This window comes from Pseudarthrobacter sp. W1I19 (assembly GCF_030817835.1).
Taxonomy (GTDB): Bacteria; Actinomycetota; Actinomycetes; order Actinomycetales; family Micrococcaceae; genus Arthrobacter.
In genome coordinates this window covers 941,588-959,771 of the sequence record NZ_JAUSZR010000001.1, presented here as the reverse complement: position 1 = coordinate 959,771, position 18,184 = coordinate 941,588, and the positions used below count along the sequence as shown (strand labels likewise).

Annotated in this window: 19 protein-coding genes and 1 pseudogene; 9 read left to right on the top strand and 11 right to left on the bottom strand. The window is 65.3% G+C overall.

What is annotated here, in order from left to right; genetic code table 11:
- Position 1: 1 nt before the first annotated feature.
- Positions 2–946 (top strand): carbohydrate kinase, encoded by a 945-nt coding sequence (locus tag QF038_RS04470; RefSeq protein WP_307609087.1) that lies wholly within the window; start codon positions 2–4, stop codon positions 944–946.
- A 183-nt stretch (positions 947–1,129) separates the two neighbouring features.
- A complete protein-coding gene (locus tag QF038_RS04465) occupies positions 1,130–1,960 on the top strand; it encodes an oxidoreductase (protein ID WP_307609086.1) in 831 nt (276 codons plus the stop codon).
- Positions 1,961–2,017: 57 nt separating this feature from the next.
- On the opposite strand, the gene QF038_RS04460 is transcribed toward QF038_RS04465, so the two are convergent.
- From QF038_RS04460 to QF038_RS04445, 4 genes are all read right to left on the bottom strand, one after another.
- Complete coding sequence (locus QF038_RS04460; protein ID WP_307609085.1) at positions 2,018–2,692, bottom strand: DUF6766 family protein; 675 nt, start codon at positions 2,690–2,692, stop codon at positions 2,018–2,020.
- Positions 2,693–2,787: 95 nt separating this feature from the next.
- Complete coding sequence (locus QF038_RS04455; protein WP_307609084.1) at positions 2,788–3,231, bottom strand: hypothetical protein; 444 nt, start codon at positions 3,229–3,231, stop codon at positions 2,788–2,790.
- A gap of 12 nt (positions 3,232–3,243) precedes the next feature.
- Positions 3,244–3,705, bottom strand: coding sequence for a hypothetical protein (locus QF038_RS04450; protein ID WP_307609083.1), 462 nt, complete (start codon positions 3,703–3,705; stop codon positions 3,244–3,246).
- Positions 3,702–6,191 carry a molybdopterin oxidoreductase family protein gene (locus QF038_RS04445; protein ID WP_307609082.1) on the bottom strand — a complete coding sequence of 830 codons (2,490 nt, stop codon included), beginning with the start codon at positions 6,189–6,191 and terminating at the stop codon, positions 3,702–3,704. The genes QF038_RS04450 and QF038_RS04445 overlap by 4 nt, the downstream gene beginning before the upstream one ends.
- A 320-nt stretch (positions 6,192–6,511) precedes the next feature.
- On the opposite strand from QF038_RS04445, the gene QF038_RS04440 reads away from it, so the two are divergent.
- Positions 6,512–8,110 carry a HAMP domain-containing sensor histidine kinase gene (locus tag QF038_RS04440; protein ID WP_307613399.1) on the top strand — a complete coding sequence of 533 codons (1,599 nt, stop codon included), beginning with the start codon at positions 6,512–6,514 and terminating at the stop codon, positions 8,108–8,110.
- Positions 8,111–8,330: 220 nt separating this feature from the next.
- Here the strand turns inward: QF038_RS04440 and QF038_RS04435 are convergent.
- The 4 genes and pseudogenes from QF038_RS04435 to QF038_RS04420 form a co-directional block, all read right to left on the bottom strand.
- A pseudogene (locus QF038_RS04435) lies at positions 8,331–8,519 on the bottom strand (low molecular weight phosphatase family protein); the annotation flags it as partial.
- Positions 8,520–8,556: 37 nt separating this feature from the next.
- Complete coding sequence (locus tag QF038_RS04430) at positions 8,557–9,948, bottom strand: NAD(P)-binding domain-containing protein (RefSeq protein WP_307609081.1); 1,392 nt, start codon at positions 9,946–9,948, stop codon at positions 8,557–8,559.
- A 245-nt stretch (positions 9,949–10,193) separates the two neighbouring features.
- The gene (locus tag QF038_RS04425; protein WP_307609080.1) at positions 10,194–10,616 is read right to left on the bottom strand and encodes an arsenate reductase ArsC; all 423 of its coding nucleotides are present in this window, start codon (positions 10,614–10,616) and stop codon (positions 10,194–10,196) included.
- 144 nt (positions 10,617–10,760) lie between these two features.
- Positions 10,761–11,435 (bottom strand): helix-turn-helix domain-containing protein, encoded by a 675-nt coding sequence (locus tag QF038_RS04420; RefSeq protein WP_307609079.1) that lies wholly within the window; start codon positions 11,433–11,435, stop codon positions 10,761–10,763.
- 45 nt (positions 11,436–11,480) lie between these two features.
- Here QF038_RS04420 and QF038_RS04415 point away from each other — a divergent pair, with 45 nt between their 5' ends.
- The 3 genes from QF038_RS04415 to QF038_RS04405 are packed head-to-tail and all read left to right on the top strand — an operon-like array spanning position 11,481 to position 13,145.
- Entirely contained in the window at positions 11,481–12,221 is a 741-nt protein-coding gene (locus QF038_RS04415) for an aquaporin (RefSeq protein ID WP_307609078.1), read from the top strand.
- Positions 12,222–12,276: 55 nt separating this feature from the next.
- Positions 12,277–12,624, top strand: coding sequence for a metalloregulator ArsR/SmtB family transcription factor (locus QF038_RS04410; RefSeq protein WP_307609077.1), 348 nt, complete (start codon positions 12,277–12,279; stop codon positions 12,622–12,624).
- A gap of 35 nt (positions 12,625–12,659) precedes the next feature.
- Positions 12,660–13,145, top strand: coding sequence for a GNAT family N-acetyltransferase (locus tag QF038_RS04405; RefSeq protein WP_307609076.1), 486 nt, complete (start codon positions 12,660–12,662; stop codon positions 13,143–13,145).
- A gap of 35 nt (positions 13,146–13,180) precedes the next feature.
- On the opposite strand, the gene QF038_RS04400 is transcribed toward QF038_RS04405, so the two are convergent.
- From QF038_RS04400 to QF038_RS04390, 3 genes are all read right to left on the bottom strand, one after another.
- A complete protein-coding gene (locus QF038_RS04400; RefSeq protein ID WP_307609075.1) occupies positions 13,181–13,519 on the bottom strand; it encodes a YnfA family protein in 339 nt (112 codons plus the stop codon).
- A 101-nt stretch (positions 13,520–13,620) separates the two neighbouring features.
- Positions 13,621–14,427: a cation diffusion facilitator family transporter gene (locus QF038_RS04395; protein WP_307609074.1), complete on the bottom strand. Its 807-nt coding sequence runs from the start codon at positions 14,425–14,427 to the stop codon at positions 13,621–13,623.
- Positions 14,424–14,750: a helix-turn-helix transcriptional regulator gene (locus QF038_RS04390; protein WP_307609073.1), complete on the bottom strand. Its 327-nt coding sequence runs from the start codon at positions 14,748–14,750 to the stop codon at positions 14,424–14,426. Before QF038_RS04390 ends, QF038_RS04395 begins: the two co-directional genes overlap by 4 nt.
- A gap of 177 nt (positions 14,751–14,927) precedes the next feature.
- Here QF038_RS04390 and QF038_RS04385 point away from each other — a divergent pair, with 177 nt between their 5' ends.
- From QF038_RS04385 to QF038_RS04375, 3 genes are all read left to right on the top strand, one after another.
- Complete coding sequence (locus QF038_RS04385) at positions 14,928–15,734, top strand: ANTAR domain-containing protein (protein WP_307609072.1); 807 nt, start codon at positions 14,928–14,930, stop codon at positions 15,732–15,734.
- A gap of 575 nt (positions 15,735–16,309) precedes the next feature.
- Entirely contained in the window at positions 16,310–16,708 is a 399-nt protein-coding gene (locus QF038_RS04380) for an Hpt domain-containing protein (protein ID WP_307609071.1), read from the top strand.
- 146 nt (positions 16,709–16,854) lie between these two features.
- Positions 16,855–18,123: a glycosyl hydrolase gene (locus tag QF038_RS04375; RefSeq protein ID WP_307609070.1), complete on the top strand. Its 1,269-nt coding sequence runs from the start codon at positions 16,855–16,857 to the stop codon at positions 18,121–18,123.
- Positions 18,124–18,184 lie beyond the last annotated feature (61 nt).

Genomic DNA, 18,184 nt, shown 5'->3' with positions numbered 1-18,184 from the left:
CATGCCCACAACCCAGCAGCCCGGGGACCGGCCCAAATCCATAGATGTGGTGGTGGTCGGCGAAGCCTTGGTGGACATCGTCGTCTCCCCCTCCGGCACCGTGGAGCACCCGGGCGGATCACCCGCGAACGTGGCCTACGGATTGGGACGGCTGGGCGTAGGCACCGCATTGCTGACTTCCCTCGGCCACGACCCCCATGGCCAGGCGATCGAGCAGCACCTCTCAAGGGCCGGTGTCCACCTTTTGCCCGGGTCCCGGCGCGGCGGCCGGACGGCGACGGCAACGGCCGTGCTCGCCTCCGATGGCTCAGCCAGCTATGACTTCGACGTCCGCTGGGAGCTGCCGCGCACCGTGCCCGCAGTGCTGCCCAAAGTCCTGCACACCGGTTCGATCGCCACTTTCCTGGCACCGGGTGCGGCTGCGGTACGGGACCTCCTGGAACAAGCGCATGAGCGATGCTTGGTGACGTACGATCCGAACATTCGCCCCGCCTTGCTCGGCAGCCAGGCGGAGGCACAGCGCATTTTCGAGGACCTGGTCCCCCTCACTGACGTGGTCAAACTCAGCGACGAGGACGCGCGGTGGCTCTACCCCGGGCAGCCGGTGGAAGACGCCGCCCAGCGCATCCTTGGACTGGGCACCGGGCTGGTGGCCGTCACGCTGGGATCGGATGGATCCCTGTTGGCGGCGTCAGGAACGCGGCTGGACATTCCCCCGGTCAGGTCGGCCGTAGCCGACACCATCGGCGCCGGCGATTCCTATATGGCGGCCCTGATCTACGGCCTCCTGATGCGCGGGACCGACGGGCTCACCCCGGCAGTACTGGAGTGGCTGGGCCGCCTCGCCTCAAAGGCCGCGGCCATCACTGTCCGCCGCCCGGGTGCCAATCCGCCCACGCTGGCAGAACTGCAGGGGGAGCTTCCCGAGCACCAGCCCGTCCCATAACTCCGTTGACCTATCAGTTTTGGTTCCCAAACCACCCGCTTGGGAACCAAAACTGATGGGTCAACATGTGGTGTGAAGGGTGTACTGACAGTACCTGTCCACGGCGAGCAAATTGGGGTTACCTAGTGCTTGGGCCTGAATGCAGGCCCGAAGTCCCATCCACACGACGAAGAGGAACCACCGATGGCTACCTGGCTCATTACCGGCTGCTCCACAGGACTCGGCCGGGCGCTGGCCCAAGCGGTGCTCACCCACGGGCACAACGCCGTCGTCACAGCGCGGAACCCCGCCACCGTGCAGGACCTGGCCGACGCCTTCCCGGACACGGCACTTGCCCTGCCCCTCGATGTCACGGACCGCCCCGGGATCAGCTCGGTGATGGAACAGGCGAAGCAGCGCTTCGGCGGTGTGGACGTCCTGGTCAACAACGCCGGCTACGGGTACCGCGCCGCCGTGGAAGAAGCGGACGACGCCGATGTGCGGCAATTGTTCGACACGAACGTTTTCGGCGCTGTTGACATGATCAAGGCGGTCCTCCCGGACATGCGCGAGCGCAGGTCCGGGTCCATTGTGAACATCTCCTCGATCGGCGCCCGCATCACCCCAGCCGGGTCCGGCTACTACTCTGCAACGAAAGCTGCACTGGAGGGCATTTCCGGCTCGCTCCGCAGGGAGGTTGAACCGCTGGGCATCAACGTGACCGTCATTGAACCCGGTGCCTTCCGCACCGACTTCGCCGGCCGTTCACTGACCCAGTCCGCCTCGCCCATCGGTGACTATGCGGAGACGGCCGGGAAGCGGCGCAAGGAGAACGACACCATGGACGGCAACCAGCCGGGCGATCCGGCCAAGGCCGCCGAAGCAATCCTGGCCATCGTTCAGAGCCCCAACCCGCCGTCGCTCGCTGTGCTGGGTGAGGACGCTTTCGGCGCCTTTGCCGCAGTGGCCGATGCTCAGCGCGCGGAACTGGAGCAGTGGCGGGACCTCAGCCTCAGCACAGGCCTGGACCACTGAGAACCAGGAACCGACGAGGGATTGGGTGCCGCGGTCCGGGCAAGGGCATTGCCCGGCCTAGCCCGTCGAGGCAGTATCGTCGTGGGCGGCGCCGACTGGCTTGGATTCGGGTGAGCCGCGCTGGCGGAGGTAGATGGACAGGACCACCATGGAGCCGACGGCGAGGAATTCCGACTGCCAGTTCTGCAGCGTACGGTTCCAAAACTCTGCAGACGTCACGTACTCGATCCAGGTCACAGGCTGCTGGAAGTTGCTGATCTGCTCTTCGTTGTAGGCACTGTTTCCGGCGAAGGACTGCACCAGCCAGCACAGGACGAAGATCAGTCCCATCGTCATCCCGAGCGAATTTGAAAAGACGGTGCGGCGCCAGCCGGCGGCCCTGGCCCAGGCCGGCGATTTCGGGTTGCTGTACTCGCCCACCAGCTGGTCTTTGTCGGATTCGATCCCAGGCTGGTCCAGTTCCTTTGATTCGGGTGATCCTTTCTGGACCAGCCAGATGGTGGCCATGATGTAGAGCAGGAACTGCAAGTATTCGGACTGCCAGTTTTCGGAGACGTCCACCGCGAAGTGGGAGGAGGTGAGGTACTGGCCCAGGCTGATTTCCTCAAGCCCGTTGGCGAGCTGTTCCTCGTTGAACAGGGCATGGCCGGTCAGCCCCTGCCCCAGCAGGGCCAGGAGGAAGATCAGCCCGAAGAAGAGGCTCAGTCCGTTGTTCCGAAGTGCTTTTTTCACGGCTTCCTCCTATCCGTGGACGAGTCCGACGACAGCCATGTAGGCCAGTCCGCCGAAAATCAGGATCAGGTACAGGGCAAAGCTCCACCGCATGACTAGTTGCCTCCCACTTCGCAGGTGTAGGGCGCATCACCGTTCGGCGTGCACCCGGCTGCCGTGATCTTCCAGCCGCCGTCGGCGGCAGCCAGGAAGACGGCGTCGTTCTCGAATTCCACGAAGGCGCCGCGGCCGTATATTTCGGTGCGCGTCACTGTTCCGGGTTCCTGGATCTGCAGGTTCCGCAGGTGGTCCTCACAGCTGCTCTCCTGCTCCCGGGCCGCCTTCTCGCGTGTATCGGACTGCAGCATCGCGCAGGCAGAGGACCAGTCCGACGAGCCCAGGGCCTGGTGGAACTCCTGCGCCGCATCCGCAGCTCCGGTCCCGTCGGGGGCGCACCCGGACAAGCCCAGCAGCGCCGCCATGCCCGCAGCGGCCACCACATACCTGCCTGGTCTGCCAGCCTTCGCGGCGTCGGCTCTGGTTGAGGTTGTACTGTGCATGCCTCTCCTCCCTCACTCGGCTACGATCAGGGCCTGCGGCGCGGCTTGTTTCATCCGGGTGGACAGCCACTCCAGCTGCGTTTTGGTCTCGCCCTCACAGTGGGTGACCACGTCGAGCAGCTCCGCATCACGTAAGCCTTGGGCGGCCTGTTTGACCGCTGTCCACGTGATATCCACGAGGGACCCCAAAAGGTAAAGATCCTGCAGGTCGCGCAGCAGTCCCACTGGGCCGGAACGCGTGCTGGAAAGCCCATCGGCATGCAGCCGCTCCGGCTCGTCGTCCTTCACCACCTCGCCGTAGCGTTCCACGATGGGCTTCAGGGCCTGCTCGTGTTTTTCGCACTGATCGGCCAGCGAGCGGCAGAGGAAGTACACGTCCGGCTCATCGCCGTGGCCTTCGGCCACCTGCCGGAAGGACTCCGCCAGGGTGTGTTCGGAGCGGTGCAGCAGGCCGAGGTAGATGGGCAGCTTCATGACCCCACCTCGTCCCGGGGCGCCGCCGGCGGTTCCGTGGGGGCGAGGATCTCGCTCACCTCACCGGCTGCACCGCCCACCGTCGCCAGGACGCGGCCGGCACGGGCGGGACGGGACGCAGTGGTGGTGGGAGCGGGTGCCGGGCCGGAGGCGTTGGCGACTTTGGTCACCCGCACAGCGGCGGTCTTATAGACGGGCTGCTTGGATACCGGGTCCCATTCCGTCAGGGTCAGCTCGTTTGCCGCCGTTGGCCGCTGCTGCGGATCAGCCTCGGCCGGATCCGCAGCATCCCAGTACCCGTAATGGAAGGGAGCAAAGACAGTTCCGGTACGGATGTTGGCTATCCGCACGGGGGCGAAGAGGTGCCCGCGGCGGGACTCGACGCGGACCACGTCCCCCTCGCCCAGGCCGAGTGCTTCGGCGTCGCTCTCCGCCATCTCCACCCACATGGCCGGTGCGGCGTCGTTCAGCTGGGGGGACCGGCCGGTCTTAGTGCGGGTGTGGAAGTGGTAGGCCGTCCTGCCCGTGGTGTAGCGGAAGGGGTATTCGCTGTCCGGGGTTTCGTGCGCCCCCTGGTAGGGCGCCGTTTTGAAGATGGCACGCCCGCTCGGCGCCATCGCCTTATAGGCCTGCTCCCCCACGGTGGCTCCGGTGGACAGGTCGTGCCCGTAATCTTCGGCGGCATCAGCATGGGTGGGAAAGACCCCATCACCGTATAACCGGTCCGTCCCGTTGGGGTGTTCCTCGTTGACCGGCCAGGGGATGCCGCTTCCGCCGCGCAGCCGCTCGTAGCTGAGGCCTGTGTAGTCGCACAGGCGGCCTTTGCTGCATTCCCGCCAGGCGTTGAAGCCGTCCTCCGGGCCATCCCAGTCCAGCAGGGGACGGCCCGAGTTGGTGCGGAAGTCCATCCGGCGCGAGTAGTCCAGGAAGATCTGGAGGTCGCTCCGGGCCTGGCCGGGCGGTTCCACTGCCTGCTCGGACAGGTGGACCGTCCGGTTGACGTTGGTGAACGTCCCGGTCTTTTCACCCCAGGCGGCGGCCGGCAGGACGACGTCGGCATACTGGGTACTCTCGGTCATGTAGAGGTCCTGGACCACCAGGAACAGCTCGGGCTTGGCCAAAATCTCGCGGATGCGGGGCAGCTGGGGCATGGACACCGCAGGGTTGGTGGCCGAGATCCAGAGGAACTTGATGGAACCCTGTTCGGCATAACGGAAGATCTGCGCCGCGTGGGTGGGCGGGGCCCAGTGCGGGATGACGAGCTCGTCCACGTCCCACAGTTCGGCCAGCTGCTTGATGTGCTGGGGGTTTTCCCAATTACGGAAACCCGGCAGATCGCCGTCGGCCCCTGCCTCGCGGGTGTTCTGCGCGGTGGGCTGGCCGTTCATCTGCAGGATCCCGCAGCCCGGCTTGCCGATCATGCCGCGCAGCAGGTGCAGGTTGTTGACCTGGCAGGACGAGGCGGTGGCCTGCGCGGACTGGTAGAAGCCCTGCAGCACCGTGGACAGCACCCGCTGCGAGGTCCCGAAAATCCGGGCCGCCTCCACCACCGCGGCTGCGTCCACCCCGCACTCGACGGCCACAGCCTCCGGCGTCCACGGCTCAATCTTGTCCGCCAGATCCTCGAAGCGGAGGGTGTGGGCGGCGATGTACTCCTCATCCATCCACCCGTTCCGGATCACCTCGCGGACCAGGCCGTGCATCAACGCCAGGTTGGTGCCCGGCCGCACGGGCAGGTGAACGTCTGCATGCCGGGCCACTTCCGTGGAGCGTGGGTCCACACACACCACCAAGGGCTTGTTGGGCCCGGCAATCCGGTCCAGGACCCGGGCCCACAGCACGGTCTGGGTCTCGGCCATGTTGTGGCCGTAGAGGAAGATCGCATCGCATTCATCGATGTCCGTGTAGCTGCCGGGCTGACCGTCCGAGCCGAAGGACTCCTTCATCGCCGCCGCTGCGGTGGCCGTGCACAGCCTGGTGTTGCCGTCCATGTGCGGGGTGCCGAGCCCGGCCTTGCCGATGATGCCCAGGGCGTAGTACTCCTCCAGGAACAGCTGGCCGGAGGTGTAGAAGCCGTGGCTCAGCGGCCCCTTCTCCTCCAGGAGGGCCTTGCTCCGCGAGACGATCCGGTCCATGGCGGTGGCCCAGTCAGTCTCCACCAGTTCGCCGTTTTCGCGGATCAGCGGCTGGGTCAGCCGGTCCTTGTTGCTTACACCCTGCCAGGAGGCGAAAAGCCCCTTGGGGCCCAGCCGGCCGTGATTGACGATGTCCATCGCCCGGCCCCGGACGCCCACCATCGCTCCGTTCTTGACGGCAATGTCGATGCCGCAGCCGTTGCTGCACAGCACGCAGGCCGACTGCACCCACCGGTCCACGTCCTGGTCGCTGAGCCCCTTCGCAAGGACCTGGTCCACCCGGACCGGCCACCGCTCCCCCTGGGCGAATGGCGTACGGGTTCCCCAGATGTCAGCAATCCGGTCCACCATGGCCCTTTTCCTTTCGTCCGGGACAGCCTTGTCCGAGTTCCGCCGCACTGCTGGATGACTGGTCGAAAGTACTGTTTACGCAGGTCAGCCGGAGGTCATCCTTAGATCGACAGTAGCCTTGCTATCAGGGCGAGTAAAGCGCCGCCATGTCCCCATGACTGGCGGTGGGGGAAGGTTACGCCGGCATTCTGTTCATGGGCGCAGGGCACGCAGTAGGCTTCACGAATACTGACCTGTTGGGGCGGGGCTGGGGAAAGACGATGTTGTTTGAGTGGATAGCGCGCTATTTTCGGACCCTGGGGCCCAGGGGCCGAACGGTGATGTTCCAGCTTCCGCTGTCCATCACCATGCTGCTGGTAGTGGTCCTGGCCAGGATTCTGCATTCTGCTTTCGAGTGGACTGGCCCCTTTGCGTACACCTTGCTGGGCCATCTCCTCCTGCTCGCTGCCGGCGCGCTGGTGCCGTGGGAGCGGCTTCCGGAGCGGTCAATCCTCATCATCCCGGTCCTTGACTGCCTCGCCATTGGCCTGTCCCGCGAAGCCGGCGACCAATACTTGTCCGCGCTGAGTTTCCTCCTGGTTTTCCCGGTGGTCTGGCTGTCCTACGGGCCGCAGCGGAGCGGGGTGATCCTCGCCGTACTGGCTGCCTTTGTTAGCGTCGCGCTGCCGCCGGCGGTCCTGGATACCGGCTACACGAGCGCCTCCTTCATCCGAATTGCGCTCCTTTCGGTCATCCTTGGAGCAATGGCGCTCACCACCTACGGAGTGGCCAACGCCCTCCGCCAGCAGCGGCTCCGGCTTGAGAATCAGGAAGCGGAGGTCCGGCGGCTGCTGGCGGCGAGCGAGGACCGCGAGCAGCTCCTGGGCACCGTTATGGATACGGTCAGCGTGGCAGTCTGTGCCCTCGACCACAGAGGCAGGACCATCCTCACCAACCAGCATCCGGGAAGCGGCCCCGCCGGCACGATCTGCGTGGATACGCCTGCAGACGGGGGCGCGGGCCTTCCGGTCTATGGCATGGACCGGAAGCAGCCCCTTCCCCCGGAGCGGCACCCACGCCTGCGCGCAGCCCGAGGTGAGCCCTTCACCGATGAACTGGTATGGATCGGCAGTGGGACCGGCCAGCGTGCGTACTCGGCCACCTGCAGGCTGATCACCACGGTGGAGGGCCGGCATTCCGGTGCTGTCATGGCCTTAACCGACGTCACTGCACTGGTGGAGGCCCTCTCCGCCAAGGACCAGTTCGTCGCAAATGTTTCCCATGAACTTCGAACGCCGCTGACGTCGATCCTGGGCTACCTGGCACTGGCGTTGGATGAAGGCCTCGATCCCGACGTCGAACATTCCCTGCAAGTTGCCAAACGCAACGCCGAACGCCTGCTGACCCTGGTGGGCGACCTGCTCACCACCGCCTCCGGCACCGTGACCGTCACTCCCCGCCCTGCAGACCTGGCCCGGGTTGCCGCCCAGAGGGTTGAAGCCGCCCAGTCGCGGGCCAAGTCCGCCGGCGTCACGTTGAATCTGCAGACGGAGGGTCCGGCCACGGGGCGCTTCGATCCCGACCGGATGGGGCAGGCCATCGACAACCTGATGTCCAATGCCATCAAGTACACGCCGGCCGGCGGTACCGTCACAGTCCGTGTCAGCACCAGCGGAGAGAACCTCACGTGCGAGGTTGCCGATACTGGAGTCGGGATGACAGAAGAAGACCTCGCCCAGGCCTTCACCCGCTTCTTCCGTACGGCCAAAGCCCACTCTTCCGCCATTCCCGGTGCCGGCCTGGGACTCGCGATCACCCGGGCCATCATTGAAAACCACCGGGGAAGCATCACCCTCAGCAGCACCCACGGAAAAGGAACCACTGCAACGATTACCCTCCCGGATGCGGATGCGGTGGCCCGGCCCCTGGTTTCCGCCTAAACCCGGAGCAGGTTTGAGCCATTCTTGAGCAAGCCTTGATCGTAAGCGCGCTGGCCCTTGAGGAATGCAGTGCACAGTATTCGGTGTAAGGCCTGAAGCGCGGCGCAACTGCAACTGGGATCTGGGCCCGGTAGCGCCAGGGCCTTGATTCGGGAACAACCGAAGGTCTTAGCGCTTGGCGGTGTCTAGAAGCTGGCACCGCCAAGCGGATCTTCCACCCAGCGTCCACGGTGTCCAGGACTTCGTCGGTGACCGGCTTGGGGTATTCGCCGGTGACGTCGATGCCCAGTTCGGTCAGGGACTTCACCGCCTGCGGGTTCAGGTCCTTGGCCGGCTTGGTACCGGCGGAATAGACAGCTATGGCGTCTCCGGCGAGATCTGGCATGAGGCCGGCCGCGAGCTGGGATTCATGGGTGGCTTGTTTTCTTTTTGGGTGAGACGGCGGGTTAGTTGTTGGCGCCGGAGCGGCCGTGGGCCAAGCCTGTAGGGAAGCCGACCAGCACCGGTTCTGGTGCTGCGCAGCAAGCGGCCTGTGCATCCGCGGAGGCCCCGGCTGCCAGGGTGGTTCCCGGGACGTCGCAGCTGGTGCCGGCGTCTGTAGAGCAGACGCCTGTTTCGGGAAGTTCGAGGTGGACGGTGTCGGCTGATTCCTGGTCGCCGGCGAGGACGGCGGCGACGGAGCGGACCTGTTCGTAGCCGGTGGCCAGCAGGAAGGTCGGGGCCCGGCCGTAGGACTTCATCCCGACGATGTAGAAGTCCTTGTCCGGGTGGGCAAGGAGTTTGGCGCCGTGCGGCGGGACGGTGCCGCAGGAGTGGAATTCCGGGTCGATCAGGGGCCCCAGTTCCATCGGTGCTTCGACGGCGGGGTCCAGGTACAGGCGGAGCTCGCGCAGCATGTCCAGGTCGGGCCGGAAGCCCGTGCAAGGGACAACGACGTCGGCCTCGATGGTGCGGCCGTCAACCGCACCAACGGTGACGGATGAGTCCAGCGATTTGATGGAGCTGATTCCGAAACCGGTGTGCAGTTCGATTTTTCCGGCCTCGACCAGCCGGCGGACCCGGCCGCCAAGCTGGCCACGGGCAGGAAGGCCGTCGAGGTCGCGGCCGCCGTAGACTTTCGCGGCAGAGTCGCCCCGGACCGCCCAAAGGATACGGGTGTCCGGCTCTTCCTTCGCGAGGTCAGAGAGGTTGATCAGGGTGTTGGCGGCGGAGTGCCCGCCACCGACCACCAGGACCCGGCGGCCGGCGAAGAACGCACGGTCGCGGCCGGTGACGTCGGGCAGCGGCGCGGAGATTCGTTCGCCTGCTGTCTCTTCGCCGATGGCGGGAAGGCCCGAGGTGCCCAGCGGGTTGCGGGTGGACCAGGTGCCGGAGGCGTCGATGACTGCTGCCACGGTGTGGTCCAGGGTTTCGCCGTCACTGTGTTCGACCCGCACCACGAAAGGCGTGGTGTCGCGGCCCTTGATGTGGGTCTTGTCCAGGCCCTGCCGGGTGACGGCCGTGACGCGGGCGCCTGTCTGCAGGCGTGACGCGATCCGGGGAAGCGCCGCCAGGGGTGCCAGGTAGTTGTCGATCAGCTCCCCGCCGTAGGGCAGGGCCGTGGGCCGGGGTGCTTCCCAACCGGAGGCTTCGAGGAGGCGGACGGCAGCGGCGTCCGTGTTGAACCGCCACGGTGAAAAAAGACGAATGTGCCGCCACTGTTCGATGGCTGCGCCCGGCGTCGTGCCGGCTTCAAAGATCAGCGGTTCCAGGCCCCGTTCAAGCACGTGGGCTGCGGCGGCCAGGCCCACAGGGCCGGCGCCGATCACGGCGACCGGGAGACTCTTCGCTGACTCCATGGTGTCCTCTTTCATCCGTAGTGGTGCGGTGCGCTGCGGTTAGCGGCGGGGCTGCCCAACTAGATAGCAGTACGTGTCGTATTGAGGCCCCAACACGACAGTTACTGCTACCTAGTTGGCTGGGAGGGGTTAGCAGCAGTCCTCGTCGTCGCAGCAACCTGAGTCGCCGCAGCATCCGTTGGCCATGAGGTTCACCCCCTCCCCTGTTTCGGTTTAGGTGCGGGTCGCTCTCGTCAACGGCACGGCTACTTGGCGGCCGCGGTCAGGGAGTCGATCAGGCCCTCGATGCGGGTCTTGATCTCATCCCGGATGGGGCGGACGGATTCCACGCCCTTCCCTGCCGGGTCCTCCAGGACCCAGTCCTCGTAGCGCTTGCCGGGGAAATAGGGGCACTCATCGCCGCAGCCCATAGTGATGACCACGTCTGACTCTTTGACAGCCTCCGTGGTGAGGACCTTGGGCACCTCTGCGGACATGTCGATGCCGAGCTCTGCCATGGCCTCAACGGCGGCCGGGTTGATCTTGCCAGCAGGCTGGGACCCGGCGGAACGGACCTCGATCTGTCCCTTGCCAAGCGTGGTCAGGAACGCGGCGGCCATCTGGGAACGGCCTGCGTTGTGGACGCAGACGAACAGGACGGACGGCTTCTTGGCGGTTTCGGTGCTCACGGGTTGTCTCCTGGTGCGGTTGGCGGATGGTTCTGGTCAGCCAGACAGTTCTCCAACCGAACATTGATGATGATCGATATAAGAGTATCTGGCCATACATTGACGAATGTCAATATGCGTTTTTTTAAAGGCTGACTGAAGGACTCAGGCGGCGGTGACGCGGGAAGCAAGGTCGGTGACGCGACGGGCGATGTCCTCGAAAGCCATATCGAAGGCTTCCTTGGTGCCCAGGCGCAGGGGGTCGGGAATGGACCAGTGGATCCCGCTCAGCCCAGCCAGCTCCTCATGAGCGTTGTCGCACACGGTCACCACAAAGTCCGCCTCTCCCGCGACCTGATCGAGGGAGCGCGGGGCCTGGCGGGGGAGGTCGAGCCCATGACGGCGCGCAGCCTCGAAAGCCCCGGGAGCGATGTGGTCGGCCGGGTGCGTCCCGGCAGAGACGGACGGGATAGTGCTGGCCTGGCGCCACAGTGCCGCAGCCAGTTGGGACCGGGCACTGTTGCGGGTGCAGACGAACAGGACACGCTCGGCGCCCTGCACCACACCCGGTACCAGTCCATCCAGGGCGCCGGCAGCCAGCCGGAGGTAGCTGCGGCGCTTATCCGCCTCGGAGCGGTGCCTGGTGGCCAGTCCGGCATCCTCAAGTGTCCGCAGGTGATGCGCGAGCAGATTGGAGGACATGCCCAGCTCCGCCTGCAGCTCTGTGGGGGAAAAGTCGCCCAGGGTTAGCAGATCCACGATGCGCAGGCGCGCCGGATCGGCGAGGGCCGCATGCCTCGCGACGCGGACTTCAAAGCTGGAAGCTGGCTCAATGATCATTGATTCAATTTTGACTGAGGTAATATGGTGCGTCAAGCTTGTGGCATGACTTCACACCAGCCGGCCCTGTGGCGCCGCGCCGTCTCAGAGCTGCTTGGCACCGCCTTGCTCGTTGCCATCGTCGTCGGCTCCGGGATCGCCGCCCAGCAGCTCTCGCCCCACGATGTCGGCCTGCAGTTGCTCCAGAACAGCACCGCCACGGTTCTTGGCCTGACGGTGCTGATCCTGGTCTTCGGCCCGGTCAGCGGCGCACATTTCAACCCCTTGGTGTCCTTGGCCGACTGGTTCCTTGGCCGGCGCACGCGCTCGGGCCTGGCCCTGCCGGACGTTGGCGCCTACGTAGCGGCCCAGGCTGCCGGGGCCATCGGCGGCAGCGTGCTCGCCAACGCAATGTTCGACGTCGGGACCTCCATCTCGGTTAAGGACCGGGCAACTGGAGGGCACCTGTTGGGTGAGGTTGTTGCCACCGCGGGGCTCATCCTGCTGATCTTTGCCCTCGCGGCCACCAACCGCGGCGCCCTCGCCGCCCCCGCAGTCGGGGCCTACATCGGAGCCGCGTACTGGTTCACCTCGTCAACCTCGTTCGCCAACCCCGCGGTTACTGCCGGCCGTATCTTCAGCGATACCTTCGCCGGCATTTCCCCAGGCTCCGCACCCCCGTTCGTGATCGCCCAGGTGGTGGGCGCCGCCCTTGGCCTGGGCCTGCTGCTCCTGCTGTTCCCGGCCGCCGCCCGCGCAGCTGACGACGTCGTCATTCCACACGGCAGCCGGGCCAGCAAGCTATAGGCGCAGGCCGGGTCCCGTATATTGATGATTGTCGATACTGCGGCATAATGGGTGAATGACCTCACTGCCCGTGCTTGAACCGGCCGCCGACACCGCCTGCTGCCCGCCGGCAGCGCCCCCGCTGGGAGCTGCCGAAGCACTAAGCACCGCGGCCATCTTCAAGGCCCTGGCCGACCCCAACCGGCTGCGGCTCCTCTCCATCGTCAAGGCGGCGGAGAGCGGTGAGTCCTGCGTCTGCGATCTCACCGAACCGCTGGATCTTGGCCAGCCCACCGTCTCCCACCACCTCAAAATCCTGGTCGACGCCGGGCTGCTGCACCGCGAAAAACGTGGCACCTGGGCCTACTACTCCCTCGTCCCGGGCGCCCTTGGGCGCATCGGGGAACTGCTGGAGAGCCTGTGATACCAGCGGAGCCGGCAACAACAACGATCCGTTCCATGCGCCCGGAGGATTGGCCGGCGGTCCGAAATATTTACCAGGAGGGGATCGACACTGGCCACGCCACGTTCGAATCCGAGGCGCCGGACTGGAACAGGTTCAACGCTTCCCGGCTCCCCGGCCACCGGCTCGTTGCGGAAACTGCTGCTGGCCGGATCCTTGGCTGGACTGCCGTCGCCCCCGTGTCGGCACGTCCCGTCTACTCCGGAGTCGTCGAACACTCCGTGTACGTTGCAGGAGAAGCACGCGGACTCGGCGTTGGCACAGCCCTGCTGCGGGCTCTCTCCGCATCAACCGAAGGCGACGGTATTTGGACCATCCAGGCCAGCGTTTTCCCCGAGAATGAAGCAAGCCTCAAACTCCATCTCGCCAACGGCTACGTCATTGTGGGACGCCGCCAACGCATTGCGCACATGGGATACGGGCCCCTTAGGGGGCAATGGCGGGACACCATCCTGATTGAACGCCGCTCCCCCACAGCCTGAAATCTTGCGGGCGGGCTGAGGGCCCGCGTTACAGCTCAGCCTGCGCTGCGGGGCGCGAACATGATGACCGCTACTCCGAGCAGGCAGATCACTGACCCCGTGATATCCCAGCGGTCCGGGCGGAAGCCGTCGAAGATCATGCCCCATGCCAGGGATCCCGCGACGAACACGCCTCCGTAGGCTGCCAGGATCCGGCCGAAGTGCGCGTCCGGTTGCAGCGTGGCGACGAAGCCGTAGATGCCCAGGGCCACCACGCCAAGGCCCGCCCACCACCATTCCTTGCCCTCGCGGACGGACTGCCACACGAGCCACGCGCCGCCTATTTCGGCCGCCGCAGCCAGGATGAACAAGAGGACGCTTTTTGAAATACTCACTGACCAATCTTGGCAGGGCATGAAGGTCCTGCCTCCCCTTGCGCCCGGGCAGGACTAGCGTGCTGCGTCGTCGAGCAGTTGGCGGAACTGGGCCTCGCTGTTCAGCGTGAGCTACGGCTCAGGGTTACCGGTGCGGGTGCGTCAGTGGCCTGGCATCCCGGGCAGCAGGCATCTTCCTGTCCCCCAACAACTGGAGCTTCCGCCGCAGAGGGAGTCTGTGAGGCTGCCAGTGCACAGCAGTCACCGCCGTCTCCGCTGTGGCCCTGGGCGTCGCTGGCGTGGGGAACTGCACAGCAGGCCTCACCCCGCCACGCGTTGATGCCTTCACGGACCGCGATCCCGGCAATAACCAGGGCGGCGCCGGCATCGGCCCACCACCACCCCAGGGTGCCGTTCAGGACCAGGCCGATCAGCAGGACGGCAGAAAGATAGGTGCACAACAGGGTCTGTTTGGAATCGGCCACGGCTGTCCTCGAGCCCAGTTCACGGCCCGCGCGGCGCTGCGCCCAGGACAGCACCGGCATGATCGCCAGGCTCAGCGCAGCGATGACAATGCCCGGCGTGGAGTGCCGGGCCTCTTCCCCGCCCGTCAGGGCGCGCACGGCGTCCGTGGCCACGAACGCGGCGAGGGCGAAGAACGAGATGGCGATGATGCGCAGCGTCAGGTGCTCACGGCGTTCCGGATCCTTGGACGAGAACTGCCACGACAGAGCCAGTGCGGAACTCACCTCAATGACCGAGTCCAGCCCGAAACCGATCAACGCGGAAGAATCAGCCACGTTGCCGGCCCAGAGCGCCACCACCGCTTCAATGACGTTGTACGTTATGGTTGCGGCGGCGAACAGGCGGATCCGGCGGTTCAGGACGGTACGGCGTTCCACGGTGGGGGCTCCCAGCAGCGCGGTCATGCAGGGCACTTCCCATCCGGGGCGCAGCAGGCCGGATCCACGGCCAGGACAACCCCGATAAGGTCGCTGATCGCGTGGCCCAACCGCGCGTCGGCAAGCTCATACCGGGTCCGCCGCCCGTCAGGAACGGCCACCACCAGGCCGCAGCCGCGCAGGCAGGTCAGGTGATTGGACATACTCTGCCGGGAGACGCCGAGGGAATCGGCCAGATCTGAAGGGTAGGCCGGAGCGCCGGAGAGCGCCAAAAGAATCTGCGCGCGGGTAGGGTCCGAAACCGCATACCCGAAGCGGGCCAACACGGGCGCCTGCGTGAGCGTTTCCATGCCGCCAAAAGTACAAGGTTGGATGTATTCACGCAATTCTGTATTCGGTCTTATGAGGTCACCGCAGTAATACCCTGCTGAAAAGTCGAGTACCAGTTACTCGGGCGTTCCCTCTCCCCCACCCCGTATGGTGCAGCAAGAGATATCCTCGGGGAGCGCTGGTGACGGGAGCAGATTGTGGGAATTGAGCTGCGCCTGAAGCGGGCGCACCATCAAGTTGGGGCCGGTGACGGGAGCAGCGGATCGTCGCGGTTCCACAGCGGGTCAGCGGTCCCGCCCACGTTCGGCGTTCTTTTGGACCTGCGTGCCCACAGTGACGAGGCCTCCCTTCAACTCCTCGCCCTGGCCGCAACATCAGCCCTGTCCGAGCTGGCCGGATGCACCTTGGACTGTGCCGTGACCCTGGTGCGCCCACGCCACGCGGCCTTGACGGCCGGCACCACCAGCGGCGCCACCTTCCTCGCACAATCCGATCAAAGCCGAGGGGACGGACCCGTGTCCCACGCCCTCGCCGGGCATCTCGCGCTCATGGCCAACAGCTACTCGGCTGATCCGCGGTGGCCTTCGTACTGGCGCCCTCTGGGCGAGGCCGGCTACAGGTCGCTCTTGTCCGTGCCGCTGCAGCTTCACGCGGACAGCCCGGCAACCCTGACGCTGCTGGCCCAGCAGGACAACGCCTTCGTTCCCGGTGTTATTGTTGCGGCCGGCGCCTTCAGCAAACTGGCAGCTGGCAGCTACCTGTCGGCAGCAGAGTTGCGGGCAGCACAGGCGAGGGCCGAACAACTCGAGGCGGCCCTGCAGGGCCGTACCTCCATCGACGTTGCCTGCGGAGTAATCATGGGACAAAACCGGTGCTCCTACGACGACGCTTTCCACATCCTTGCCCAAGCCTCAAGCCACCGGAACGTCAAAGCCCGCGTCATAGCGGAAACCATGCTGCGGGAACTGCCGGGCGGCCTGCCTACCACCCACTTCAAAGAATGAGGTTTGGCCGTTTTGAGGACGGCCGGTGGCTTTGACGTGCATATTACGACGGCGGCACACGCCTCTGGTGGTCAGCTCCACCTTGTCGAGGCGGCTTTGCCCCACGCTTCAGGACTTGAGGCTTCCACACGGCTCCTGTGGAATCCCTAGGAGCCGGAAAAGCACCTTCCACCCCCAGCAAGTGAAAAAACTTGGGCAAGTCCTGCGCCGTCCTTGACCATCTGCTCACCGGTCCTTGATTAAGGACGTGCACAGTAGTCCCAGCGAGCGCAGTAGGTGGCTGTTGAATAGTTGAGTACTGATTACTCGTGCGCTCCAAATATCCCGCCCCGTAACGTGCAGCACAGAGTGCCGCGGTGGTCACTCGCTCAGGTTTCGAAACTGTCAGGCGGGCAGGTTATGCGGACAAATTTCCGGGTTCGGACAGTGCATCCCAGGACCGGGGCCGATGGCGGAGGCGGCGGAACAGTGTGGTTCCGCAAAAAGTCATCGGCCCCTGCACTGACCGGCCCGTTTCCGGGCCTTCGGGCTTCCACCGCTGACCGCGCCGTTAGCGGCGCCTTGTGGGACCTGCAATGACCATCGCGGAGTACGACGACGGCAGCGCACCGCTGCTGGACAGCTCAGTACTGGACAGGCTGCGCGAGGAGCTGGATGACGACGAAGGTGTGTGGAAGGTATTTATCCAGGACTTCGTCGCCCAGCTGCCGTCCAGGACCGAGAAGCTGCGCCTGGCGCTGACTACGGGAGACAGCGTTGGTGCCATGGTGGCAGTGCTGAGCCTGAAGACGTCGAGCCAGATGGTGGGTGCCGAACGGCTCGCGGACCTTGTGCTTGAACTGGAGAACCTTCTCCGCGTCGAATGTTCCGGCCGCGACCCTGCCGTTGTCCTTCCCCGGCTCGCGGCTGGGCGCCTGGTGCAGATCAAGGAGTGCGCGCAGCAGACCAGGTATTTCCTGCAGAGGCACCTCTGACCGGCGGGCCAATTCCCGGAGGGAGTCCATCGGAGGCCGCTCATTAGATGCCAGAACAAAAATGACATCAAGAAACTTGAGCGGATCTTGAGAGTTTTGCTCCAGTCGGACCTTAGGATCGGGGCAGTGCCGCCGGCACCGGACTGATGGCTGCCGGACTTGCAGCCCCGACGATTGCGGGACCGATCGTTGTGTTCAAGTTTGTGAAAGTATTTGCCGCTGCCCTTGCCGTCAGCGCCGGCCTGGCCTTGGCAGGGGTTCAGCCCGCCCAGGCAGCCCCGGCGGCCCAGGTTACGCTCAGCCCGGCCAGCGGGCCTGCAGGATCTGCCGTGACGGTCAGCGGAACAGGATTCAAGGTTTCCACCTCTGGAACGGTCATAGTGGGCTCGGCAACATTTCCTTTCCGGACGGCCTCCAACGGGGCGTTCAGCACGGCGATCACCATACCGGCGGCCGCCACGGGAAAACTGACCATCACCGCCAAGACCTCATCCATCCAGGCGTCCTCGGTATTCACCGTGGCTCCCCCGGCCCAGGAGCTCCCGCCGGTCAGCACTGCCCGCCTGCGTTTTGGAGCAGCAACCGCCAATGGACCCCTGGCCAGCGTTGAGCTGGATGAGGTGGCCCGGCTGGCAGGGGAAAGCCCGTCCAGCGTCCTCTTTTACAAGGACTTCCTGCAGGCACCGCCGATCAACGAAATGAACGCTGCGCGGGCGCGGGGCGCAGTGCCGTTGGTGACGTGGGAGCCGTGGGCCTGGGGAGGCGGACTGGAGCAGCCCGCGTACGCTCTGGACAGGATCACTGCGGGCGATTTTGATGCCCGGATCGTTGAGTGGGGGCAGGCACTGGCTGCATGGGGTTACCCAGTGCAGCTGAGGTTTGGCCATGAGATGAACGGCAACTGGTATCCCTGGGCAGAGGGCGTTAACGGCAATGGCGCCGGGGACTACGTCCAGGCATGGCGGCACGTGCATGATCTTATTGCTGCCACGGGCGCCTCCAATGTCTCGTGGGTATGGAGCCCGAACGTCCCCTATTGGGGTTCCACTGACTTGGCCGGCTTGTTCCCGGGCGCGGGATATGTGGACTTCGTGGCCTTGGACGGATACAACTGGGGCACATCAGCGTCATGGAGCGGCTGGATCTCACCGCAGGATCTTTTTGCTCCTGGTATTGCCGAACTGAGGGCGCTGGCACCGGGCCTGCCGATCCTGATCGCTGAGACGGCCTCCAGCGAGGCCGGAGGATCCAAGGCCACGTGGAACACGGACCTGGTGTCCTACCTCGCGGCCCAGCCGGACGTCATGGGTTTCGTCTGGTTCCATATGCAAAAGGAAGCTGATTGGCGCATTAACAGCAGCGACGCCTCAGCGGCCGCCATTAAGTCAGCGTTGGCGGCCCGCCGGGCCTCGTAGGGCTTGCCCGGTCAGGACCGGTGTGGCTTACCCCAATGACCTGCAGTCTTATCCCATCCTG